This is a genomic window from Deinococcus koreensis (assembly GCF_002901445.1).
GTDB lineage: Bacteria > Deinococcota > Deinococci > Deinococcales > Deinococcaceae > Deinococcus > Deinococcus koreensis.
In genome coordinates this window covers 1-23404 of the sequence record NZ_PPPD01000005.1, presented here as the reverse complement: position 1 = coordinate 23404, position 23404 = coordinate 1, and the positions used below count along the sequence as shown (strand labels likewise).

Genomic DNA, 23404 nt, shown 5'->3' with positions numbered 1-23404 from the left:
TCCAGGTCGTTTGGGTAGGCAGCGGCAATGACAGCGCTAAGGCCCCGATACCGCCTGTGGGCGAGCGACTGCATCACATGCTGCTCGAACTCTTGGAGCGCAAGGGTCAGCGCGGGAACCGTACCGCTGTTCTCCCTGGGGGAGCTGGTTGACTTTCAGGATTTCACTGACCCAGCAAAAGCGCGCGCCAGAGTTTCGAACTCGGGGCGCGCGCTGCAGCAAGCGTCACTCATGTGGTCGGCTCCCTGGGCCGCTGTAGAAGTGGCTGGTGCGCTGCCGGGTCGGCGGCTCGTCGTCACCCTTGAGCCCGTCGCTGCGGCCTGCGGCCCTGCCGGAATTCGAGAGGCCGTCCAAGACGGCCTCCGTGACGAATAACACGCCCTTGAGTACACTCCAGGCAATTCGCAATAGGATCATGGTCAAATTCCTTTCCCGAGCCGAACAAGAGTGCCCCGGGGGTCGCGGCCTTCGGCAATGGCCCCCAGCGCCTCGGTGGCCTTCATCATCTCCACGACGCCGCGCTCGCGGATCAGTGCCATCCAGTAGAACACGGGCTCCGGGTGGAAGAGGGGCGCGAGGTTGGCGTTCTCACTGACGCGCTTCACACTGCGGCCGTGGGTGGTGCCCATGAGGCGGGCGCCGCTCCGCTGGCCGCCCGCAATTATGTCCGCCTCGGCCTGGCGGTTGATTTCGTCGACGATCAAAATCCGCACGTTCTGGTTCTTGACGGCCTCCTCGATAAGCTGCGCCTGCAGGGCCTTCGACCGCACCGGCATCACGTCCACGTCGCCAATGCCTGGGTGCGGCACCTGGCCGTCGCCGGCCACGTCGCCCGATGTATCCACGATGACCGTCTGCATGGGCTGGTACTCGGCGGCGATCTTGGCTGCGGAGCGCAGGATGGTCGTTTTCCCCACCCCGGCCTCCCCGATGATCAGGAGGCTGGGATCTTCCACAATGAACGGCCGCAGGGGCTCGGCCATGCCCTCGAAGTAGCGGCCCACGCGGAACGTGTACCCGATGGGCGCACCCTCCGGTGTGCCGTCCGCCATCATCACGCGCGTGATGCGGTGACCGGTTCCGTCAATGCCGCGCCGGTTGTCGTCGCGGAAGGTGCCGCACTTGGCTCCCAGAAAGGCCAAGTCGTGCAGGCTGGTGACATAGGGATATGTCCGGTACTGACCGTCCACCAGCACCCACAGTGGCCGGAGGACGCGCAGCTTGATCTCCTCGATGCGGGGCAGATCATCTTGAAGGAGCTGCTGCACGCCCCTGGGGAGAAAGGCCAACAGCTTCTCCAGATCCTCGGCGACGTTGACGGCCCTCAGTAAGGGGGTCACGCGCTGTCCTCGCCGCCATGGACGCCGATCCTGCCCGACTGGATGGCCAGGCGCAGCAGGCGGTTGTGCTCCTGCTGGAGCGCGCTGAGCGCGCGCATCTCGGCCCGGATGGTGTACAGCAGGCGAATCAGGGCCACCAGCACGGCGGCGATGATCAGCAGGGGGAGACCTTTGGCGTCGAACAGGGTCACCCAGAGGCCGCCGATCAGCAGCACCACGCTCAGGAAGGTGTAGGGGGTAAACAGGCCGTTCATGAGGGTGTCGCGGAGTTCCGCACGGCGGGCTCCCGCTTGGCTGCGGGCTTCACGGGTGATGTGCGTCATTTCAGGCGTCCTCCGATGCGCAAAAAGGCTTCGTAGTTGGTGACGGTGCGTCCGTCCCCCAAGGCCCCCATGAACCAGGTCAAAAAGGTGTTGCTGGCTGTGCGCGGCAGCACCCGCAGGTCGGCCACGTTGGCAGCTCGGCCGAGCTGCGCGCTGCTGAACAGGTGGTCGTCCACGAGAACGTAAGCTGTGGTGCTGGCCACCTGCGCTTCGACGACGCCCGCGCCGGACAGGGCGAGACTGTTGGTCAGACTGTCTTCCTTGGCCGCAAAAAACGGCACGGTGAGCACCACCACCCGCACGCGGCGGCCACGGTCCACGACAGCGGCGCGCAGGGCGTTCCCCATCTGCGGGTCCCTCAGGTAGGGCACGTAGACCAGCACGCGCCGCTGGGCGGTGCCGATCAGATCCAGGAACTTGCCATAGGACACAGGTCGGCCCTCCCAGGCCGCCGCGCTTCCGGCGGCGAGCGCGAGCAGCAGGGCGAGTCCTGTTTTCATTTGCGAACCGCCACACCACTGAACATGCCAATGGCAGCCACCGGCACGCCGAACATCAGCACCCCAGCGAGAATCACGCCGATCAGCAGGCGCATGACCATGACGCCGAACGACACGAACGTGTCTGCAATATCGGCCAGCACGCCCGTGACCGCGTCCGCAATCTTCGTGAAGGCGGTGGTCTGCATCCAGTCGGTGAAGCTGGCCAGCGCGCCCATGTTCACGACCTTCTGGCACGGGTTGCTGTCAATGTTCGCCGGATCCACGTCCTTCGCGTTCTTGCAGCTCGCCAGCATGGTGTCCATCCTCGTGACCGTCTGCTGGTTGGCCTTGTCCGCGAGCTGCTGCTGCTCCCGTGCGGCCCAACCCAGGTGCTCGGTGTAATACTTCATCGACCTCGAGGGCTGCACCAGGGCGGTGTCAATGGCCCCCACCAGAATCAGCGGCATCAGCATCAGGCCCACCATGACGCCCACCCAGGTGCCGAACATCGTCCAGAGCACGCGCGTCTCCTCCCAGTTCAGCAGCGCGAGCCCGAGCGGAACCCCCACCAGAATCAGCACCGTCAACCACCCGGCCGCCGTGATCAGCGTGCCGTAGCCGCTCAGGAAGTAGTGCAGGGCCGTGAACATGCCCCCCAGCTTTTCCATCACGAACCCGACCACCTTGGTGCCTGCCGCCTTCAGGCCGGTGCTGGCGGCCGCCGCGCTTTCCCTGGCGGCCACCACGCGGCTGCCGTCCTTGGCAAAGGTCTTGGCGAGTGCAGCGCTCCCGGCTTTCATGGCGCCGCCCGCCTGCGGCAGCACGAGGGTGCTGCCCACCACCACGGTGGCGCCCAGCATGTCCGTGAAACTGCCCTGGGCCTCCCCCAGCTTGCCCTTGAAGGTGCCGCCGAAGGTGGTCAGACCGAAGGCGTAGGAGCCGCGCACAGTGCTGGTGGCCACGCTGCTGATGCTCCAGCTCGCCGGGCTGTATGCCGTGGCGATCAGCGCGCCGGTGATCAGGAACCGCCCCGCAAGACGGTTGAACTGCCGCATGGCGTCACCATCGGTGAATTGCAGGGCGGCAACCCCCCGGGCAAAGCCCAGAACCGCAATCGCTTCCGCAATGGTGATCCAGATTGTGTACATGATGCTGTTCGTGAGCGCGCTGCCGCTCCCGAACAGGGCATCGAACGGGTTCTCACCCATGAAGCCCGACAGGTACTGCTGGAGCACGTTGTCCGACTGCGCCTTGTAGTAGTTGGATGCCGCCGTGATTTCCGGGGTACCGGCTGCCAGGGCGACGGCACTCAGGAAGAAGGCCAGGACAGTGAGGTGCAGCACGGGACGGCGCATCAGTTGCCCCCCAGGGCCTTCACGGCGCTCGTGTTGACGGCTACTGGATCCAGCAGCCCCTCAAACATGGCCACGTACTGGGCATACTGCCTGGCGGCCGCGCTGCCCGCTTCGAGATTGTCTTTTGCGGCTTCCTCCATGGCCTGCTTGATGTAGTTGTTCTGATCGGTGAGCGCGCTGCCCACATCGTCCAGTTTGGAAATGAGCTGGGTGTTGGTCATGGCCTGCTGCTTGGCAATTTCGGTCAGGAGCTGGAATTCAGTGATGCGCATGGAGGCGTCTTGCTTCAAGCCCTCCGCCTGCATTTCGAGCTGGATTTGCAGCACCTCGCGCATGCTGAGGGCGGACTGTCCTTTCTGGGCCTGCTCGTCGGCGTAGCCGGGCCTTCCGGGCATCCCCACCATGTTCGTGGCCGAGTTGATGGCCGGGGTCAGGGCGGTCTCAACGGCCTTGTTGCTCTGATCCACCACCTTCTTCGCCTGCGCGGCCTTCAGCAGCTCGCCGAAAGTGTCGACCGTCTGCTGGTAGCGGCCTGCGGTCTGGGCGGTCGTGAGGAAGGGGTTGGCCCGGGTGGCGTAGTCAGCGAGGCCACCCGGCGTGGTGACCGCCAGCCCGGCGTTGTCGTCCTTGTACCCGGACGCCTGCCCCCTCAGCACGCCGGTCATGGCGTCAAACAGCGTGGCGCGGAACTGGTTGTAGGATCCCCTCATGGACTCGTTGATGCTCGCGGTGACGGTGTTGAGCCCCTCAAACCCAAGCTTCTGGCCCAGGTAATCCACTGACTGCGACATGTATTTGCCCATGACCTCGGCACCGAAGGCCGTCCAGTCACCGTTCAGAACGTTGTCGTTGACAAAGGCGTAGCTCGACGCAATGTTGCAAATCCACTGGAGCTGCTTGCTGTTGCCCGCCAGGCCCTGACCCGCGCCGCACGCTCCTGCGAGGTAGCCGCCGAGCTGTTGCCACTGCGCGCCGCCCTGGGCGCTGGCCGTACCTGCGCCCAGGGCAAACGAGATGAACAGAACACGCCTCATACGGGCATCACCTCCTGGTGATCTTGAGCGCCGCCTCGCAGGAACGCGGCCTCTTCTTCGACGCCTCCTGCCTCGTCCCCCACTTCCGGCAGATCGTCTTCGTCTTCAGGCGGCAGCTCCGGGTAGTTCCCGGCTGCCAGATCCAGGGCGGCACCCATGATGTCGCCACCCCGGCGCAGGGTGGCCGCTTTTCGCAGGCGCCGGTGCTCCTTCTTAGAGCTTTGCAGCCAGAAGAACTCACGGCTCTCCTCGACGCGCACGATCTCGCCGTCCGGGTCGCCGTCCTCGGGTCGGTACACCAGCAGCCAATCGGCGTATTCACCGTCCACTTTGGTCAGTTTGCCCACGGCATCGGCGATAGTCTCTGGCAGAGCCAGGTTCAGAACAGCGTCCCCTGGCTTGCCGATTTTTCCGAGCCAGATGAAGTTGAAGGACTCGTTCAGTTCCGGCATGTACTGCGTGTCGCTGGGAAGCTGCATGGCGCCGCCCACCGCGAGGCCGTAAGAGCGGCCCAGGCGCAACCACTCGCTGATGTAGGTGCGGTCGGTCTGCGTCCTGATCTGCTGCGTCATCTCATCAATGAAGCAGACCTTCCAGTCCCCTTCCGGGGCGAGCTTGGCGGTGTGCAGCACGCGGTCGGAGATGATGTGCATGGCGATCTTGCGCCGCTTCTCGTCGGTCGGGCCGATGCTGCTCAGATCGTAGTAGACCTGCCGGGCAGGCTTCTTCGCGTTCTCGGACGTGCGGCAGTCAATCAGCCCCCCCCAGTCGGAATCGCCCAGGAAGCGGCGCAGGCGGGTGGCGAGCGACCTGGCCATCCCCCGCTGGTCGGCACTCATTGAGCGGCCGTCACTGTACTGCGACATGGTGTCCAGCAGGTCGCGGACGTCCGACATGATGGGCGGCTCGTCCTCCTGCGAGTGGGCCATGTAGGTCAGCTTGAAGGCCTCCTCGATGATGGTGTCTTCCTCGCCGTTTACGCGCTCGTCACGCCCTGGAGGGGCGAAGTTGCGCACCAGCGTCAGCAAGAACAGCAGCTTGCCTGCGTCGGGCACCTGCTCGCCAGGCGGCAGATCCAGGGGGTTGATGGAGGTGTCGCCCCTGCCGCCCATCACGATGTGCAGCCCGCCGATGCCCAGCACCCAGTCCTTGAGGTCATTCTTGCGGTCAATGATCGTGAGCCAGGGATTGTAATGATCCACCAGGCCGTTGAGCTGAGAGACGACATTGAAGGTTTTGCCCCACCCAGTGGGTGCAATCACGATGAAATGGCTGGCGCTGGTGCCGGCTGCAAACGGATCGAACACCGTCAGGCCGTCCGCCGCGTTGCGGTAGACGATGGTGGGCTGGCCGATACCCGGGAACGGCGCGATGGGCGGCATAAAGCCGACGGCGTTGCTCTCGACCACCTTGAAGGGAAACTCCGTGCGGCGGCCGTTGAAGGGCGCGCAGGCCTCGTACACGGCGATGCTCTGCCACCCGTGCATGATCGGGCGGCTGGCCTGGAAGCGTGCAAAGGCGCTCGTGGCCTCGTTCAGCATCTCGGTCATGTGCTCCTGGTTCTTGGCGAACAGGAGCACACTCACGCCCACGGTGTAGAAGTCGTCCTTGCTGTCGTAGACGTGTTCCAACGTCTCGTTGACCTCCTTGTGGCGCTGGAAGGCGCTGGCGCTCGGCGCGTACTTCTCGCTGTTGACGCTGCTGTACAGCCCGCGCTTGGCGGTCTCCATCTTTTCCAGCTCGCCCAGCGGATCCAGGTGCTGGTACTCGATGCAAAAGACCATATTGCCGCTGACGATGTTCTCTGCGACTTCCTGGAACAGCCCGAACTCGGTGTACCGGGGCAGGTCGTGCAGGCTCACGGCGTACACAAGGGTGCTGCCGTTCACGAGATACGCCTTGTCCTCGACGTGCAGGGGCGATTGCATGATCTGGCGACAGACGGTGAGAGGGTCAGGCTGACCCCCCACCACCGGCATGTTCTTCAGGCGCGAGGCCTCGTCCAGCACCACCTCGGGGCTCGGCCCGCCCATGGCGTCGGGGGTGTGGTAGTAGTAGGCGGCGTCCTTGATGTCCTGGGCGTTCATCGGCTCGGCCTGGTAGCCCGCGTTCCGCAGGCGGCCCAGCAGGTCGCGCCGGCGACTCTGGGCGCGCTGGACGGCGGCGCGCAGGTCGGCCTCGCTCGGCTCGTGGTCACGACCAAACGGCAGAGGCGGACGCACCGAGAGGGTCACGAAGAATTCCCAGCGCTTCAGGCGTCCTTTCTTGCGGCGGTCGTCCAGCAAGGCCATTTTCTTGTTCACCAGAAAGGCCGCCACTTCATTGCGGCGGCGGCCCACGGTGGTGACGGCGGCCAGGTCTTCGCGGCGGGCGGGGAGCTTCATCACGTAGATGCGAGCCCGCTCACCGACCGGCACCGCGAGCTTGAGCACGGCCTTGAGGTCATAGTGGCGACCGTTGAGCACGTGTTCACCCATCAGCAGCCGCGACGGCGGCCGAATGCGCACGCCCACTTCGAACAGGCCGTCATTGAGCAGCGAACTGGCCGGGCCGGTCTTATCGTGGGGATCCAGCGAGTCGGGCACGATCTCCCAGTAGGGTTGCGTGTCATTGATGGCGGACACGGTGCCCCCTGTGCGGGGGTCACGGCTCGTCTGGGGCTTCCGGGGTTGCCTGCTGGGCTGGTCAGATGTGGCCTTTCGACGGAACACCGCTCACCTCTTTTGGTGCCGGGCATCGCTCAGCACCGGCTTGTAGTTGCGTTCCGGCCCGACGTGGTAGTAGTCGGTTCGGTTCAGGTAGCTGTAGATGTGGGTAAACAATTTGGGGTAGGTGCTCAGGGTTCGCCTGGAGAACAGCACCACCAGCAGCGTGACGCTGCCCGCCACCACCCCGTACACCATGGGGGCCGCGCCATTGGCGTTCGACAGCCCGGAGCCGAAAATGCCAGCGCCCAGGACGGCCATGAACTCCCACAGGGTGAAGGTGCCGAAGAACCCACTCTTGGTGATGGTGCTGTACCCCTTAAAGCGGCGTTCGCTCACGATCTCTCCCGGGCTGCCTCAGCAGGTGGTGACGACTTTGACCAGCAGGCGGATCGCGCCGAGGCCGAGGATGGCGATGATGACGCCCACGATGCCGTCGTTGTCACGCTTGCCGACCGCGCGCCCGATGAAGAAGCCGATGAGGCCGCCGACCAGAATCACCACGAGGAATTTGAGGGACGTGAACCACGTCAGCCAGCCGTTGGCACCGCACACCGCGCCCGCAATGATCTCATCTGGCCTGTTGCTGCCGCTCCCGGTGAGGGTCTGCGCCACGGCTTGGTCTATCAAGCCGAACATCACCATGAACGCGGCCATGAACAGGGACTGCGTCCGTGCCCGCGCATCCTGCACGCTCATCACGCCGCGCATGACCAGACGGGCCATCGTGTCCCCCAGGCTCCGCACCTGCATGCCCACCACCAGCCGGGAAAAGTTCGCCTTCTTGCTCTGAATCATCATATGTGGCCTCCCTGGTTTGAAACGTCTAAGACGCTATTCCCAAATACTAGTATGTAAACATTTCCCAAACAGGCTAGTATAGGGCTTATGAATAGAGCACTGTTTGAGAAGACGCGGCGGGAGGTTCAAGACGAGCTCAGGGCCCTGGGCGAGACGGTGGTGATTCCCGATCCAGACGACGGCGACTACCTCAGCACCTTCATGGCCATCCAGCGCAAGCACCCGCGCCTGGCCGCGAAGCTTGTAGAGGCGGAGCAGGCAGACCCTGCAGATTTGCTGCCGCCGCCCTCACCCCGCGCACCGCATCAGACGTGGCGCCACCGCATGAACCGTGTCACCGAGCGGCTGTTGATGCGGCGGGGGCTCGACGGGCACCTGGTGTGGGATCGCAACCGCGTGCTGCGCTCCGGCCTGATGGCGGCCGGAGTGCTCATGGGTGGCGTCCTGATCTACAGCGTGACCGCTCCCAAGCCCAGGACGGTCGTGGCGTCCAGCACCACGACCACCACAGAGCAGAACAGCGGCGGCCCTGAAGACAGCACCCCAGCCGGTCAGGCAGACCGTACCGACACCAGCGGCGCTTTCCCCGACGGTGCACCGAACCCCAACAAGGCCTCGGATCCGGCCACCCAGGCCAAGCTCGACACCCTGGACGCGGAAGGGGCCACGGGAACCTTCACACCCGAGGAAACGCCCATTGATGAACCCCCTCAGCCCGTGACGGCCAGCACCAGCGCCACACCGCCGCCGCCAGCCGTCTTCCGCGAGGTGGACGTGCCGCAGGAACCAGCGCCCGTCACCGCCCTTCCAGATGCCGCGCCGGTTCCGGTGGCCATCTCCAGCCCTTCTGCCAGCGCTCCCTTTGGCGGCGAGGACTCTGCCCCCCCCGTGCAGCCGTTCGCCGTGGCGGACACCCCTGAACCGGCCCCGGCTCCCGCCAAGCCCGTTGCCCTTGAAACTGTGGATCCGCCGCCCATGACCTCCTCCAGTCTCTTCGGCGGCGAGGCCAGTGCTCCAGCCCAGGGCAGGCCCTCTCCCGCCACCATGGCCACGGCGGCACCTGAGGTCACGCCCCCCGAACGCGGGCAGGCCCTGATCTATCAAAAGCCCGCTGAGACGAAGGCCACGGAGCAGCAGTCGCCCCCGCCCCAGTCGGCCCTGCTGTATCAGGCGTCCACAAAAGAAGGCGGTGACAGCAGCGCCCCGCGCTCGGCAATGGTCTACCAGGCCTCCGCGCAGGGTTCCAGCGGGGTGGACACAGGCAACAGCCTGACTGACCAGCAGGAACAAAGCGGCGTGACCACCGCCAGTGCCCGGGGCGGCGCGATCATGTACCAGCGCCGCGCCACGCCCCGGGTGCCCGCCGGTGCTCCAGCCAATACCACGGGTGGGGCGGAGTTCGGCAACGTGCCCGCCACACCGGATCCGGACGCACCGAAGTTCAGCCCCACCTCACAGATTCCCGCCAAGACCCTGACCGCCATTCGCACGGCCGCAGGCGTGGCGGTGCCGGTCGTGGTGGTGTCCAGTGAGGGCAACTGGATCGGCACCGCGTCCTACAACCCGGCCCTCGGGCGCGTGGACATGACCTTTGGCCGCTTCGTGCACATGAAGTCTGGCAAGACCTACCCGGTGCAGGCCCTCGGGTATCAGGCGGCGGGGGGCAACCTGGCGCAAGGAGTGGCGGCCAGCGTCCGCCCGATGGCGCCCACCCTCGGCCTCGATCTGGCCCGCGCGGGTCTGAACAGCCTGAACGTGTACACCCAGGCGCTCTCCGCTGCCGGCACGACGACCACCAACGGCACCGTCACGACGGTCAACCGGCAGGCCCCGGCCTTCGCCCAGGTGCTCCAGGGCGAGTTGGGCAAGTTGGCGCAGCTCCCTGAAGGCCATGAAACCATCACGGTCGTGGCTGACGTCGCCACGAATACCGACGTGATCATTCTGTTCGGCGTGGGGCCGGCTGCAGGCGCCCCCTGAAGCCAGCGAACACGGGATAACACTTGGCGAAGGTCATCATCCTGACCCACTCAAGCGCCAGTACTTAAAGTGCGTCTGATAAAGGTCAGGGCGGGGATTTTGCCAGCCGGCGCACCATCAACCGGATCATGACTTCGTACACAAGGTTCTCAGCGGTGTCCACCAGCGCTTCGTCGTCCTTGGCCATGCGCCTCGACTTTCCCAGCCACGCGAAGGTGCGCTCGACCACCCACCGGCGCTTGAGCACCACGAACCCTTTCGGCACCTCCACGACCCGTGAAGGTGCGTTTTTGGGTGCCCAGGTGCCCTGCCAGCCCGACCAGGGATGCTTCACGATCTCTAGCGTCCAGCCCAGGTACGTTTTGATATCGCCCGCCAGCTTGCCGGTGTAGCCCGCATCGGCCCATAGATGCCGTATGCGGGGAAAGACGTTCGGCAGATCGCGCAGGAGCAAGACCGCGCCGGCGCGGTCTTGGATATCCGCCTCATGCACCTTGATGGCCATGACGGGCCCCAGCGTATCGACCAGCAGATGACGCTTTCGCCCCTTCACCTTCTTGCCCCCGTCGTAGCCACGCGGCCCGCCGGCCTCGGTCGTTTTGACCGATTGACTGTCAATAATTCCCGCGCTTGGGGTCGCTTCGCGACCCCCTCGCTGACATACCCATTCTCGAAGTGTGGTGTGCAGTCGCTCCCACACGCCTCTCAGCCTCCACAGCCGGTGATAGTGGTAGATGGTTTGCCAGGGGGGCAGGTCGTGCGGCATCGCCCGCCAGGTAATGCCACCACGGAGGACATAAAAGATGCCGTTCAGGATCTCCCGCGACGACCACTTGCGAGGACGACCACGTGGGGCGTTAACAGGGAGAAGCTGCTGGAGGACTTTCCATTCAGCATCGGTGAGGTCATTTGGGTACGCAGATCGGGTCATGTATGTACCACATCCACCTCATCGTCCTCCAGATCCATAAGCGAGGAAAACTTGCGCCAGCACTTTTTTCAGACGCACTTTAACCTCACCACGCGCAGTGGAGTGGCTGTTGACGGTGCGCAGGCGCTGAGCGGGGTGCCATCCAGTCTGCGATTTCAGATAAAGCGGCCTCCCACGCGGTGGTTTTGGCAGTGACAAGTCCAAGTCAACGCATGCGGACACCGCTTGTGGTCTGCCGCCGTGCCAGGCCTCGTGGTCATTTTTCATGACCACGAGCAACCTGCTGATGCCAGGAAAACGTAGGTTCTTAAACAACTCGACGTTCAACCATTGAAGTAAGATGGCATAAAATTTGCGTGTCGCTTTTGGCAGGACATACGACGTCTGTGCTGATACGATCTCGACACCCTTACATAGCCATGTGGCAATTAACGAGTGAGGCAATTTTGGCTCAAGCGCCACAGTCATACGTATTAGTTCGAAGGAGTTCAATATGAATAAAAGGGGAAGAGTGTCGGTTTGTTTGATTGCTATTTCAACATTGATGTTGTCTACTTTCGTTCTTGCTGAAAGTTCAGGTAATTACAAAACTATTGAGCAAACGTATAGAGAGATTGGACAAAATGGTTTTCCGGGTTTCGCCGGTTTGATCGAGGAAGAGGGAGGTTTCAACGTGTACGTGGCGCAGTCAAAAATGGGCCCACTGACGTCGCAATCTGAAAGTTTCAAGCAGCAGTCCCTGAAATTGGCGGGGCAAATCTTGAGAGGCCGGGGCCTGGATATACTGGTGCCGGAATCCAAGCCCGTCAGGATTGTTCCTGTCGACTTCTCTTACGTTCAGTTGTCGGACTGGAGCGCGAAAATTGTTCGCACGATTGGAGGACGGTACGCAATCGGCATTGGAACCGACTTCCGGAACAATCGCCTGGACCTCTCCATTCGATCCGACAGCCTGACGGTCTCTAGGGTCGAAGAGATTCTGCATGAACTTGAGGTGCCCAAAAGCGCCGTCCAGTTCGCCATCTTCCCCATAAACGATACAAAAAGCGAGACCAGGTTGAGCGCGCAGGCGGTGGCAAATTGCAATGCCTTGACGGATTCATGTCGGCCAGTGCTGCCTGGCACCGAGATTTTCAACACGACGAACTCGGAGACCTGTACTGTCGCCATGTTCGCCCGACGCAACAGCGACGCGGCGATAGGGATGTTGACTGCCCTCCACTGCACGACCCGTCAAAACTTCAATACGACCAACAAAGAATATTTCAATCAGCCGAGAGCTGGGACGTCGATTGGCAACGTTCAGAACCGTGCACCCGTCAATGGCTGCGCCGGCACTCCTGGAAACACCGCGACCTATTGCGGTACCTCCGACTCGGCCTTCCTTGTCTTGTCGACCACCAACTATGTGATTGGCAATTACGCCACCACGCCGACCGGGGCACTCAGTCCCGTCTCTTACAACTCGTATTATGGATCGGTCTATCAACCCGCCATCGGTGGGAACGTCTTCTACGTCGGAAGGACGAGCGGCAAAAATTACGGCGTGGTCAAATTCTACGATTACGTTCGCACCTTCGGCTGGACCGACAGCAGCGGGACAACCATCGAGTTCCGGGGCATGCACTGCGCGAAAAACACCACTGCAGGGCCTGGCGACAGCGGGGCGCCCGTGTGGGCCGTCGTCAACAACGTCGTGCAGCCAGTGGGCGTCTTAAATTCGGGTGGCATCAAGGATTCCACCAACGACCCGATCATGTGTTGGGGGCCAGGACGTCAGATTGAAAACGACCTCAACGTCACGATCATCTGGTGATCTTTGAAAACGGAGGATCTATGAGGAAATTTGTTGTCTTGCCCTTGCTGGCCATCGCCGTTGTTGCTTGTTCGGAATACCCGCACCCCGCAGGTTCGCAACCCCAAGACTCGGCGATCAAAAGCAACGCCGTCGCGAGCTTCAACGATGCGATCACAAACACGAACGAGATCAATCGCATGATCAGGCCGATGCGAACCGCGGTTTTCCGAACTTCTGCTCCAGCCAACCTGGAGGGCGTCGAGGCCATAGACCCAGACTTGTTGTATGAAGTGCGAACGAAGCTCAAAGAAGTCGCCACCAAAAACAACCTGAATTTGGGCCAAATGTGGGTGTCCGATGTGTATCACCTGGTTGACGAGAATGAAATCTACAGCGTCGGCAGCAAAAAGCAGGCCTTGATCGTCCTCTCGACGCCGCATGACGACGACACTACCGACTGGGTGATGATGATGCGCGTCAATTTGGCGTCCAAAAAAGTCGATTGGATCTCGACCAATTCCTTGAAGGACGGAACCTTCAAATCGTTCTCCCAACGTTTTTACAACGAGCCGGGACGCTTGCCAACCGTCCGCATCGTCGCCCTTGGCAAACAGAAAGAATCGCAGTTCGCGGCCCTCGACATTGCTTCCAAAGACAAAACTCTTATCGACATGAAGGGCAAGAAGATTAACTTGCCGTAGCTATCTGGAGTCTACGGCACGAGAGCGGATCGACACACCAACCGCGATCCACTCTCGTGCTGAGCGCCCGTATAGAATCTCATGGCCGACGTGCGATCTGCGGTTCAGACTGAACTTGGAACTTGGAGGAGGGGATGGAGACGCAACGCGCATGGTTCCTTGTCCACACGCTTCTCGCTGTTCTGCTCGTCAGCTGCGACACGGAACCGAAAGAATTCGCGGGGAGAGCCACGCTCCGGGACTCCACCCTGCGGGTAGAGTTGATCAATAACACCGGTTCCGACGTGATCGTCAAAGATTCTTGCCCGAGACCATTCGCCGTAAGCGTGACGAACGTGGCTTCGCGTCGCGAGTACGCCCGCGTGAACCAGACAGGGTGTTTGATGTCGCTCTCCCCACCCATGCTCTTGCGCAGGGGTCAGGGCATGTCGACGAACCTACCTTCCGCGAGCATCCCGAAGGGCAGCGATGTCAGGTTGGAGTTCAAGTACTCGAGACTGTCGTCCGATGACCAGATAAAATACCGGCGCCTGACAGGGGGCCGGATCGATGTCCCAGACGGGGCCGTCCCTTACATCGACGGTGTCGTGAACTTCACCTTCCGGTGAAGATGGCGGCATCGTCTGGGCGTCATCAATGCCGGAGCGCGACTGTGTTTTCGCCCTTTCGGCACGGCTGTCCAAGATCGCGCTGAGCAGACGTGTCCGACTTTAGAACTGCGCGAAACCAAGTGGTTGCCCCTATGGGGTCGCGGCCCGGTCGTTCCCTACAGTCCTCCGTCCAGTCTCCAGGGCGCTTCGCGAAGCGTGTATGGACACGGTGTGGGTTCAGGAACGGGAGCACTGGATGCCGACGGGGCCCGTGCCGGCGCCCCCGACCGTACGGGAAGCGCTGAGTCGGGTTCATCTGTCATCCGCGGTCGTCAAGGAGTTGCGACGTCCGCTGTCCTCGCCTGCCCGCGTGCGTGGCGAGCTGCTCTTCGGGTACCGGGAGGGCGAGATCCTGCACGTCTTCCTGGCCAGCAGCGCTGGAGACCCAGGCTGGTACGCCGAGGCGGAGCGCGAGGTGCTCGAAGTCGACGCGCAGGTCGCGCTGGGCTGAATCGCGCACGCGGACGGCCAACTGCGCTCGGAGCGCCGCGACCTGCACTGGTTCAAGCGCGGACGCCGGCTCGGCCTGTTCGCCGACCAAAGCGTCTTGCTCGTCGTGGGCTGAGAAGGTGTTTCAAAAGGGTCAAGGGGCGGGCTGCAGGCGTGCAACATGAAGCGGATGTTGGCGAGCAAGCACCACGCCTCGGCCGTTTCGCATCGCCCCTCGAAATCACGGTTCAAACGGCGGCAACGGGTCAGCCACGCCAGCGAGCGCTGGGCGACCCAGCGCAAGACCCGACTGGCCCAACGCACCGTTTGCGAATCGATGCTGCCGGCACTCGGTTCAGGGTCGCGCCCCGCCCGCTGTCGAGTGCGCCGCACGAAAAAGCGGTTGACGGCTTCCCAGGTGCCATCGGCCTCAAAGCGTCGGAAGTATCCAGACACCGTCTCCCATGCCGGGAAACCATGAGGTACGTTGCGCCTCGCACAGCCGTTGTGCAGGACGCAGAGGATCGCGCAGAGCACCTCGTACATCTTAACGCTACGCGGCCGGCCGCCAGCCTTCCCTGCCAGCAACAGCGGCTCGAGACACTTAAACTGCCCTCGGGTCAGGTCACTGGTATACCGTCGTTGTCTCATCCACAACAGTGGGCCAGAGCTTGGCCCCCGGTGCTGTTGCATCTCTACTTTTCAAACACCCTCTAGCCCGCCGCCCCCACCGCGTGTGGCGCAGATGCGGCCAGACTCGGCGGCTGATCGCCCGGCCATGCCGGTGCTCGGCGGCGCGCCCCTGGACTTCGGCGACCGCTGAACACGTTCCAGGGTGCCGCCGGCCGTCAGACAGTTGCCTGAGCACCACGAATCTAAAGGCGCGGCCGAGAGCCGCGCCGTATGGCATGGGTACCCACGGGGTCGGCTGCCCATCCAGCCCGGCTGTTGGCCGTCGACGTCGCCCGCACATCTGGCTGTCTTCGCCGGGGTGAGGCAGGTCGAGTGTGTCGTGCAGCCGAGCGAGCTGAAACAGACGACCGATGGACACGAACAGGGTAAGGCGAACGCCTTCACGCCGCAGGGTCGGCCATGTCGCGGCGACAGAGCCACGGTTCGGCGACGCCACCTTTGGTCAACGAGGGTTCGTCCTGTCCGGCCCCACAGTTGGAAACTGACGGTGACGGCCTTGAAGACACTGAAGCTTCGCCACTTTGCCTACAGTTCCATGTCCATCTGGGACTGCTGGGCATCCAGCGCGGTCAACCGCACCTGGCCGCCCCCTATCTCAGTGGCCTGATTCAGGCTGGCCAGGGAGGTCACCAGATAGCGGCCTTCACCGTCCGCCAGCACGCAGGCATTGGCATTGCGCACTAGGGGGTGACCCTCGATCTGCTGGCCTGTCACCGCCGCTGTGACGTACAGGGTCTGCGGGTCATGTCCCGCGCGCTCCAGCACCAGCACCGCCCGCTCCAACCGCCGGGCGGTGCCCGCGTCACCGGCCTCCCGAAACAGGCGCTCAAAACCCTCGCCGTGGCCCTGCCGGGCAGCCTCCATGTCGTGGGCCAGGCGCGCCTCGGTGATGCCGCCCAGGTTCACGTGGCGCCCGGCCTCGTTGGCCAGCTCCTGCGCGGCCAGGCGCACGTCTGTCGGCGAAAGGTCGCTGACCTGCACGGCCACGGCGAGGCGCCCCGCTGCGGCTGACGAGAATGCCTCCAGGTTCAACCCCTTCAGATCTGGCGCGGTCACCTCCTGCTCGTGCAAGGCGGTCAGGGTCGAGAGCTGCTCTCGCACGATGGTGACCAGGGCATCGTGCTTTCGCAAGTAGCCCAGCGTGAAGAATGCCTCGTACTCCGTGCGGCTCTCGGTTTCCATGGCCCGTGCCTCGTCCAGCCCGGGGTACAACCGCTCCAGCACCTCGCGATCCCGGGCGAGGTACAGCCGGTCGCGCGCCTGGGCGTCGGCACCCGTCTGCATCCAGTCCAGCCGGTAGCCCGCCTCGCCGGCGAGCTGGTACGTGAACTCGCGCAGCGTGCGGCTGTTGCCCTCCCGGAAGGGGTGGATATGATCCAGGTCACCATAGAGCCGGGCCATGCCCTGAGCAAAGTCGTCCGGATCCAGGCCCCGGAGCGCCTCGCCGCCGCGTAACTCGCCCAGCACCCGGTCAAGCCGCTCGCCAATCTCCCGTCCGCGGACGTACCCGACGACATGCCGGCGCCCGCTGGTTTCCAGCTCGCGCGCCTTGTGATGTCCCGCCGCGTCCGGGCGAAAGGTGCCGGGGGCATGATGGGGGAGATCCTGAAAGATCCGGCGGTGCACTTCGCTGAGATGCGCGGCGTCAAACGTGCCCTGCACCGGATCGAGCCGCAGTTCGGTGATGCGGGCGGAAGTGAGGAAGCCTTCGTCAGCGGGGCGGGCGGCCACCGGGCGGCTCAGCCAGCGAGGCCGGCGTGAGCCCGCACCTGCGCGATCATCTCCGGCAGTTCCAGCTCGCCCTCGACAAAGCGCGCGTAGATGGCTTCCACGGTCTCGTCCAGCACAAAGCCCTCCAGACGCACGCTGGATCGGCCGGCTTTCACCGCGTCCTGTCGGCGCGCGCGTTCCTGGGGCGTGATCTTCGGGCGGGTCGCGGTGTGGGTCATGGGGCCCTCCAGAGGGCTATTCTAGCAAAGAATAGCGTCGTAGTCGAGGAAATACGGGTCAAAACTGTTTTGCGGACTTCAGGTACATCCCCATGCTGGCGCGGCCCTGCGCGCCCACCTGAGCACCGCGAACGACATACCATTGCCCAGGCGTGTTGGACATGATGGCGGTATCCGCCCCGGCGAACACGACGTTGCCGGTCATGGTCACGCCGGTCACGGGCAGGTAGTACACCCGGGCCCCCAGCGCGCGCAGCGGGGCGTAGGTCGCCGCGCTGCGCGCCGTGGTGAGCACGGTCAGCCTGGTGATGGCCCTGGATCGGAGCAGGCCCAGAATGCCCTTCTGGAAGGTGGCATTGGGGAAGGTGGCCCCCACCATCATCACCTCGCCGCGCACCAGCCTGAGCACGGCGGCGGGATCCTTGACCAGCACGGGTGGGGTCGCTTGTGCCTGGACTGGGGTGGCCAGGATCAGCACCAGGGGAACAGTCAGAAACGTTCGCATAGTCACCTGTGAATGGAGTCGGCGGTATGAGTCGGGCGCCGCTTCGGGGTCGTCGACACGCGCGCTGCCGGGTGCGGCCACGGCGTTGCTGTGCCCCTGGGGCGGGTTACAGGCTGAGCGTTCAGCTGGGGCATGCCGGGCTCCTCAGCGAAGGAGTGGCGCATAGTCGAAGGCCGGTTGGCCCTTCACACGGGGGATGTGATAGCCCTCCGGCACGCTGCGCCAGTCGTAATGCGCCTGCATCCCGGCAAAGGGCAGTCCTGCCACATAGGGGGGCACCAACATGGGTTGAGGGAGCACCGCGGTGCCCGCAGGGAAGTTCTGAATGATGCCGGTGGCGAAGTACGTGATGGGGCGCAGGACTTTGGCCGTCACCGGCTCCGGCAGGAGCGTGGTATGCAGCGTATTGAAGGCCTGGAAGAACGTCGTGTACCCCAGGCGCTCCTGGAAGGCCGGATTGGTGGGCGGCAGGGTGCGCTTGAACTCCTCGAAGGCCCACAGTCCGGGCGGGCTTCCGAGGGCGTCGTGACGGCCGGGCCGCAGGTGGGCGTTCAGACTGGGGCTGCGCCACGCCGACTGGAAGTAGTACGCGGCGCTGTTCAGCGCGTAGAGCTGCGTCCTCTGCCCCCTGAACGCGTGGTACACGAGCTGCGCGAGATCCGTAAACGGCTTGGGGCTCACGTCGTTATTCATGATCGGCGCGACCACCGCGCCGTCCCCCGGCGTGAGGGTCTTCCACGGCAACCCGAAGAAGGAGGGGGTCTTCTGGTTGAACAGGGCTCTCACCACATCTTCCTGATACTCCAGGAAAGAGCTGCTGTGCGCGCGCTTCACGGCCCGCTGCACCCGCCGCTGCGCCTGGTTCAGATCGAAGTACAGCGGCGCCGGCGCGGCGGGATTGGTGGCGTACCGGCGGTCACCCTGGAGGCAGAACGTCGGCACCCCGAACACGAAAAAACACGTCCCCGGCAGGTACAGAAAGGGGACATCTGGAAGCGGGTTCACGTCCACGCCACGGCAGCGGTCGGCCATGGAGGTCTGTGGCCAGGGCAGGTAGCGGTCCAGGTGCAGGGCGTTATCGTGGGTGCTGAGCGGCACGCGCCCCTGAAGCAGCCTGGACTTCGGGAGATCCGCCTGTTCCACCGTGACCTTCAACGTCGCCCTGTGGGTGTTCAGCGGTGATGACACGTCCACTACGCACTGCGTCAGGTACAGCGCCGGGTTGTTGAGCTCGATCATGGCGTTCCAGTAGTAGCGATCCTCATAGCGCTGCCACGCAGCGCGCATATGGGTCGCCACCGTCACGCTCGCCGCGTCCGTGGAGTACGGCACGCTCCACTCGATCTTCGGGCACTCGCTGGGGTCGGTCGCCCTCTTGGCCGCTCGGGCCTGCTGGCACGCGGCCAGGTGCTGCTCGTGGGCCTGGAGCAGTGACGTATCCGTGACGCTCAGGTAGGGCACTCGGCCCCTGGGCAGGGCTCCGGCCCGGACATCCGGGAAGTGGAACAGAGAGCGCTGGAGCCCGCTGTAATCGGGCTGTTCGTCACCGACCGTTTTCTTCGCCTGTTCCAGCGTGCTGCTCGCTGGGGCGCTCGGGGTCGGGAGTGTCCCGGCGTCCCACGTCACCGCCGGCAGTCCGGGAGCTGCCAGCGGTGACGTGGGCAGGGGCGGAAGCTGGGGCAGCGCCGCGTGTCCAGGGGAGGCGAGCGCGAGGGTGGTGAGCAGAGGCAGCCGCATCCGGGTCACCGCACCGGAACCTGACGGGAGAGGGTGAAGCTGCGGGCAGGCCCCAGCGTCTGTACCGTCAGGGACAGGGTGATCTCCTTGGGAGCGTTCTTCACGCGCAGGAGACCGAGGATGGGGGCCATGCTGCTGGGCCTCGCCACGGGTACGGTCGGCAGGAGGGTGCGGCCGGCCGTGATCTGCACCGTCTTCGGATTGGAAAACAGGGGGCCACCGGTGGGGCTCGTGAGCTTGTAGGCCACCAGGGCATCACGGCCATCCCGCTGGGCCGTGACGTCCAGGGTCGCTGCCTCGGCCACCGGGATCGGGCGTGCAGCGGCTGGGCGTGCGGCGGCTGGCGTGGCCGCAGGGGGCGTCACAGCACGCGGCGCAGGCGTCGGCGTGGCGCGTGTGGCCTGCACCTGGGCGGGGCGCGTGACGGGCGCCGCCACGGCCTGCGGAGCGGGCGGGGCGCCCGCTGCTGGAGGCCGCGCGGCCCTGCCCGTCATCCTGGGCTGTGGCGTCGCCGCCCCGACCTTGGCCGCGGCCGCGGCCTGGGCCGGCGAGGTGCTCGTGGGCAGGGGTGCGGGGTCGGCGGCGGCAGGAGCAGCAGGCCGGGGTGCGGTAGAGGCGTCCTGCTCCCCGAAGGCCTGCGCCGCGCTCTGGGCCGCCACGGCGTCCGCCGTCATGAACTTGTACACGCGCGTCCCGCTGGGCGAGTTCGCCACCTGAAGGCGAATGGGCAGCACCGTCTCGTCATCGAGAATCAGGTTCAGGTCGGCGCCTCCAACCTGGGCCAGCACATCGAGGAAGATCATCCTCCCGTTCTCGGCACGGGACACCGAGAAGTGACGTTGCTTGCTCAGTTCCAGGCTGATGCCGGTGACTTCGGCCCCCATGACCTGCACCGTCACCTGATAGAGCGGCGAGACGATGACCGTGGCCGGGCGCGTCCTGAGTACCTGGTCGATCGAGACCGTCTGGTAGTAGACCCTGCTCCCGGTGGTCGCGGCCTCCGAGGACAGGGCGCCCCCGAACGCCAACGCCAGGACGAGGGCAGCGGTTCGAGGGGTCGAGTATGCGGAAATGTTCATGCTCATCATTACACCCTATTTCGTGACCGATTGCGTGAAAGGAGGGCCGCGTCAATCAGGGGCGGCGAATGGCACGTTCGAAGGCGGCTATGTCGTCTGCCAGATCGTCCACAGCGACCTGCGGCGCAGGGGACACCGGCCGGTCATTCTCCAGGTCGACGTCCACCGGCGCCTCGACCACCGGGGCGTCATTCAGGCCGAGCGCGGCCGACACCGGGCGCCTCGTGGGAGCCTGCGGGTCAGCATCCTCTTCACCCACCGTGACCAGCTCGGGTTCCGGCACGGGCGCGGCCTGCACCCTCTCTGGTGCGGGCACGGGCGGGGGCAGGGGTCGGCGCTCGACGGGCGGCGGCCTCATCGTCCGGGCCACCTTGGCCTGTGGCAGCGTGAACGGCTCCATGCGGTAACCCGCGATCATCGGGAATTCGTTGCTCTTGATGAGCACGTTGCCCAGCGGAACCTCCAGCACCTCGTCGGGGGTGATCAGCTCGCGGGAGTTCAGCCCGGTGGTGTCCGAGCGGCCGCTGTCGGCGTTCTCCGAGGTGCGGTGGTCGCCGAACATGTACCGCCCGCAACTCTCGCTGATGTATTTCGCGGTTGCCAGATCTTTCGGCGTGTAGAAGACCTTCGTGTGGGTGCCGCTCTTGACCGTGTCCGCGCCGTCCTCGCCGTACACCTTGTCCAGTTGCGACAGCGCCTGCACGTACACCAGCGCGATCATGCCGCGTCCGGCCACCGTGGAGATCAGCTCGTCCAGCATCGGCACCGCGAGGCGTCCGGCCTCGTCAAAGATAAACATGATCGGCACGAACTCGCCGCCCGGCTCCATGTCGTACTGCCTGATAATCGACTCGACCACGGCCAGAATCACCGCGCCGAAGGAGTGGACGGTGTATCTCAGGTCGCTCTCGCGGAAGACCATATACAGACTGGTCCGCTTCTTCAGCAGGTCTGTCGCCCTGAAGTCGCTGCCGCTGGTCATGTCGATGATGCCCTGTGACACGAGGTACTTCATCTTGGCAATCAGGTTGATCCAGCTGTTGTTGAGGAACTTGTCATGGCCGAAACCGTCCCAGTGGTACTCGCTGGGCTTCATGCCCACGAAGAAACTGAGGTTGCGGTGCACTTCCGGGTTCTGGCTCTCCTGTTCCAGCATCAGCGAGGCCCGCTCGCACCCCATGGCCAGGCACTCACGAATGAAGGGCAACACCGGCACGCCCTTCTCCTTGGCGACCATCATGGCGGCGGTCAGAATGAAGCTGGCGCGCAAGGCGAACGCCTTGTTGCTCCCGTCGCCGTCCGGGTTGAGAATAGCCTCCGCCGTGGCCTGCAACTGTTCGGGCGTGTCACGTTCCGCGAACGGATCAAACTGGTTGGTGGGCGCCCCCGTGCTCGGGTTGAGCACATACACGTCCTGACCCATCACCTGACGGCGGTAGCCCGCCGTCAGGTTGTAAAACTCCCCCTTGATGTCCACGACCACCACGCTGCCACGCCAGTTCAGCAGGTTCGCCGTGGCATTCAGACCCTTGCCCGCACGGGTTGGCCCCACAAACAGGACGTGCCCCAGCTCTTTGCGTCCAGCCAGGCCAGCCCGTAGCCCCACCACCCCATCGTAGGCGTAGCCCAGCAGCACCTCGTCTCCGCGCAGCTGCTTGACCATGGCGTCCCCGATCTCGTGCGGCCTGGCCCAGTGTGCGGTGTACATGCTACGGAAGCGGGCATCCCGGCCGTCAAAAAACCAGAGGCCAACCACCAGCGCGGTCAGCGCGGGCGCCAGCCAGATCAGACCGCCGCCCAGGGCGGCGTACAATCCCAGCGCCACGGCGACGTAGAACGACAGCAGGCGCAGCAAGAAGTAGTGGTAGTGAATGATCATTCTGCGGACTCCTCCGCCCATGTGGGTGTATCAGGCCGCCCCCCGGCGTGTCATCCCTTCGGCCGGACGACCCTCAAGGTGCCTGTGGGCTGCCTGCTGCTCTTTTCCCGCCACTCGTCCATGCGCCCGGCATCCACCCGCGCCCGGCGAAACGACCACGGCTCGGGACGCCAGAAGCGCGAGAAGCCGACAAAGATCAGGCCAAGAATTACGTTCGTGTGGAGCAGCAGTAGCTCCCACCACGGCACACCCCAGGCGTTCATGTAGGCGCGGCGGCAGCTCGCCCTGGTCACACAGTCCGAGGCATAGCTCAGCGGCTCCAGCTGTGCGCCGGAGCGGGCGTGGTACTGCTCCTGAATGCTCTTGAAGAGTCTCGTCCAGGCCTCGGCAGCGTCCGAATAGCCCGTCATCAGTGACGTGGCGATCAGGGCGAGTCCGATCATGAAGAGCAGGCGTGGGCGCTGATCCACGTGCATCATGACCGCACCTCACATCTCCATTCCGAACGAAGCCTGCTGTTTCTTTGCCCTGTCCTGTTCACGATCCTCCCTCCGGGGGCCACCTCCATCCTCGACCCCCTGAGAACTGACTTCGCGTCTGGCCTCCAGCCATGTCGTGAACGCCTCCTGCCGCTGTGCTTTCCAGAGCTCCTCCTTCAGGTGGCGGTCGTGACCGAACTTCAGTTCCATGACCTTGGCCTGTATGTCACCGACTTCGCGCAGATCCCCCAGATCCTCACGGATGAGCTTGCGGTCGGTGAACACCATGGCGTGGGCGTGGGGATGTTCGGTGTGTCCCTTTTCCCCGGCATGGGCCACGACGAAGAAGTGGCTGTGCCCGGCAGCGGTCAAGGTTCGCGCCGCCCACTCCTGGGTCGTCCCATGTCCGAAGTTGCGATCCGGGCTCATCACCACCCGGTAAGCATATGGGAAATGTTTGCAGCTTTCACCCACGAATGTATGCACGTCACCGGGATTCATCGCCTCTTTTCCATTGAAGGCCTGCCGATGTTCCCCGTCATCAGCCGGACGAA

General features: G+C 64.2%; 23 protein-coding genes and 1 pseudogene. 5 read left to right on the top strand and 19 right to left on the bottom strand.

Annotated elements, in window-relative coordinates; translation table 11 throughout:
• Nucleotides 1–419: 419 nt before the first annotated feature.
• The 8 genes from CVO96_RS20135 to CVO96_RS20100 all read right to left on the bottom strand — a co-directional run bounded on the left by CVO96_RS20135 (nucleotide 420) and on the right by CVO96_RS20100 (nucleotide 8040).
• Nucleotides 420–1340: an AAA family ATPase gene (locus tag CVO96_RS20135; RefSeq protein ID WP_103314268.1), complete on the bottom strand. Its 921-nt coding sequence runs from the start codon at nucleotides 1338–1340 to the stop codon at nucleotides 420–422.
• Nucleotides 1337–1663 carry a hypothetical protein gene (locus tag CVO96_RS20130; protein ID WP_103314267.1) on the bottom strand — a complete coding sequence of 109 codons (327 nt, stop codon included), beginning with the start codon at nucleotides 1661–1663 and terminating at the stop codon, nucleotides 1337–1339. Before CVO96_RS20130 ends, CVO96_RS20135 begins: the two co-directional genes overlap by 4 nt.
• Nucleotides 1660–2163: a hypothetical protein gene (locus CVO96_RS20125; RefSeq protein WP_133161896.1), complete on the bottom strand. Its 504-nt coding sequence runs from the start codon at nucleotides 2161–2163 to the stop codon at nucleotides 1660–1662. The genes CVO96_RS20130 and CVO96_RS20125 overlap by 4 nt, the downstream gene beginning before the upstream one ends.
• Nucleotides 2160–3500, bottom strand: a complete 1341-nt coding sequence (locus CVO96_RS20120; protein ID WP_103314265.1) for a hypothetical protein — start codon at nucleotides 3498–3500, stop codon at nucleotides 2160–2162. The genes CVO96_RS20125 and CVO96_RS20120 overlap by 4 nt, the downstream gene beginning before the upstream one ends.
• Complete coding sequence (locus CVO96_RS20115) at nucleotides 3500–4534, bottom strand: hypothetical protein (RefSeq protein ID WP_103314264.1); 1035 nt, start codon at nucleotides 4532–4534, stop codon at nucleotides 3500–3502. Before CVO96_RS20115 ends, CVO96_RS20120 begins: the two co-directional genes overlap by 1 nt.
• Nucleotides 4531–7158 carry a VirB4 family type IV secretion system protein gene (locus CVO96_RS20110; RefSeq protein WP_103314263.1) on the bottom strand — a complete coding sequence of 876 codons (2628 nt, stop codon included), beginning with the start codon at nucleotides 7156–7158 and terminating at the stop codon, nucleotides 4531–4533. Before CVO96_RS20110 ends, CVO96_RS20115 begins: the two co-directional genes overlap by 4 nt.
• A gap of 90 nt (nucleotides 7159–7248) precedes the next feature.
• Nucleotides 7249–7578, bottom strand: a complete 330-nt coding sequence (locus CVO96_RS20105; protein WP_103314262.1) for a hypothetical protein — start codon at nucleotides 7576–7578, stop codon at nucleotides 7249–7251.
• Nucleotides 7579–7596: 18 nt separating this feature from the next.
• Nucleotides 7597–8040 carry a hypothetical protein gene (locus tag CVO96_RS20100; RefSeq protein WP_103314261.1) on the bottom strand — a complete coding sequence of 148 codons (444 nt, stop codon included), beginning with the start codon at nucleotides 8038–8040 and terminating at the stop codon, nucleotides 7597–7599.
• 87 nt (nucleotides 8041–8127) lie between these two features.
• Here CVO96_RS20100 and CVO96_RS20095 point away from each other — a divergent pair, with 87 nt between their 5' ends.
• Nucleotides 8128–10020 carry a hypothetical protein gene (locus CVO96_RS20095; RefSeq protein ID WP_133161895.1) on the top strand — a complete coding sequence of 631 codons (1893 nt, stop codon included), beginning with the start codon at nucleotides 8128–8130 and terminating at the stop codon, nucleotides 10018–10020.
• Nucleotides 10021–10105: 85 nt separating this feature from the next.
• On the opposite strand, the gene CVO96_RS20090 is transcribed toward CVO96_RS20095, so the two are convergent.
• Complete coding sequence (locus CVO96_RS20090; RefSeq protein ID WP_103314259.1) at nucleotides 10106–10951, bottom strand: IS5 family transposase; 846 nt, start codon at nucleotides 10949–10951, stop codon at nucleotides 10106–10108.
• An 18-nt stretch (nucleotides 10952–10969) separates the two neighbouring features.
• Nucleotides 10970–11419 carry a hypothetical protein gene (locus CVO96_RS20895; RefSeq protein WP_133161894.1) on the bottom strand — a complete coding sequence of 150 codons (450 nt, stop codon included), beginning with the start codon at nucleotides 11417–11419 and terminating at the stop codon, nucleotides 10970–10972.
• Between the two features lie 25 nt (nucleotides 11420–11444).
• On the opposite strand from CVO96_RS20895, the gene CVO96_RS20890 reads away from it, so the two are divergent.
• The 4 genes from CVO96_RS20890 to CVO96_RS21515 all read left to right on the top strand — a co-directional run bounded on the left by CVO96_RS20890 (nucleotide 11445) and on the right by CVO96_RS21515 (nucleotide 14551).
• Nucleotides 11445–12767, top strand: a complete 1323-nt coding sequence (locus tag CVO96_RS20890) for a chymotrypsin family serine protease (protein WP_133161893.1) — start codon at nucleotides 11445–11447, stop codon at nucleotides 12765–12767.
• A 20-nt stretch (nucleotides 12768–12787) separates the two neighbouring features.
• Nucleotides 12788–13450, top strand: coding sequence for a hypothetical protein (locus tag CVO96_RS20080; protein WP_103314257.1), 663 nt, complete (start codon nucleotides 12788–12790; stop codon nucleotides 13448–13450).
• Nucleotides 13451–13584: 134 nt separating this feature from the next.
• Nucleotides 13585–14058: a hypothetical protein gene (locus CVO96_RS21320; protein ID WP_207795394.1), complete on the top strand. Its 474-nt coding sequence runs from the start codon at nucleotides 13585–13587 to the stop codon at nucleotides 14056–14058.
• Between the two features lie 352 nt (nucleotides 14059–14410).
• The gene (locus CVO96_RS21515) at nucleotides 14411–14551 is read left to right on the top strand and encodes a hypothetical protein (protein WP_243398535.1); all 141 of its coding nucleotides are present in this window, start codon (nucleotides 14411–14413) and stop codon (nucleotides 14549–14551) included.
• Nucleotides 14552–14946: 395 nt separating this feature from the next.
• On the opposite strand, the pseudogene CVO96_RS21745 reads toward CVO96_RS21515, so the two are convergent.
• The 9 genes and pseudogenes from CVO96_RS21745 to CVO96_RS21210 form a co-directional block, all read right to left on the bottom strand.
• Nucleotides 14947–15180, bottom strand: a pseudogene (locus CVO96_RS21745) (transposase); the annotation flags it as partial.
• A 567-nt stretch (nucleotides 15181–15747) separates the two neighbouring features.
• Nucleotides 15748–16953, bottom strand: coding sequence for a Fic/DOC family protein (locus tag CVO96_RS21215; protein WP_103314254.1), 1206 nt, complete (start codon nucleotides 16951–16953; stop codon nucleotides 15748–15750).
• An 8-nt stretch (nucleotides 16954–16961) separates the two neighbouring features.
• Nucleotides 16962–17171 carry an antitoxin VbhA family protein gene (locus CVO96_RS20060; protein WP_103314253.1) on the bottom strand — a complete coding sequence of 70 codons (210 nt, stop codon included), beginning with the start codon at nucleotides 17169–17171 and terminating at the stop codon, nucleotides 16962–16964.
• Between the two features lie 58 nt (nucleotides 17172–17229).
• Nucleotides 17230–17676, bottom strand: a complete 447-nt coding sequence (locus CVO96_RS20055) for a hypothetical protein (protein WP_103314252.1) — start codon at nucleotides 17674–17676, stop codon at nucleotides 17230–17232.
• A gap of 144 nt (nucleotides 17677–17820) precedes the next feature.
• Nucleotides 17821–19413 carry a hypothetical protein gene (locus CVO96_RS20050; protein ID WP_133161892.1) on the bottom strand — a complete coding sequence of 531 codons (1593 nt, stop codon included), beginning with the start codon at nucleotides 19411–19413 and terminating at the stop codon, nucleotides 17821–17823.
• 5 nt (nucleotides 19414–19418) lie between these two features.
• Nucleotides 19419–20492, bottom strand: a complete 1074-nt coding sequence (locus CVO96_RS20045) for a hypothetical protein (RefSeq protein ID WP_133161891.1) — start codon at nucleotides 20490–20492, stop codon at nucleotides 19419–19421.
• 55 nt (nucleotides 20493–20547) lie between these two features.
• Complete coding sequence (locus tag CVO96_RS20040) at nucleotides 20548–22371, bottom strand: type IV secretory system conjugative DNA transfer family protein (RefSeq protein WP_165795472.1); 1824 nt, start codon at nucleotides 22369–22371, stop codon at nucleotides 20548–20550.
• 50 nt (nucleotides 22372–22421) lie between these two features.
• Nucleotides 22422–22850, bottom strand: coding sequence for a hypothetical protein (locus CVO96_RS20035; protein ID WP_103314248.1), 429 nt, complete (start codon nucleotides 22848–22850; stop codon nucleotides 22422–22424).
• A 9-nt stretch (nucleotides 22851–22859) separates the two neighbouring features.
• The coding region (locus CVO96_RS21210; protein ID WP_165795471.1) for a hypothetical protein at nucleotides 22860–23404 on the bottom strand (545 nt) is incomplete at its 5' end.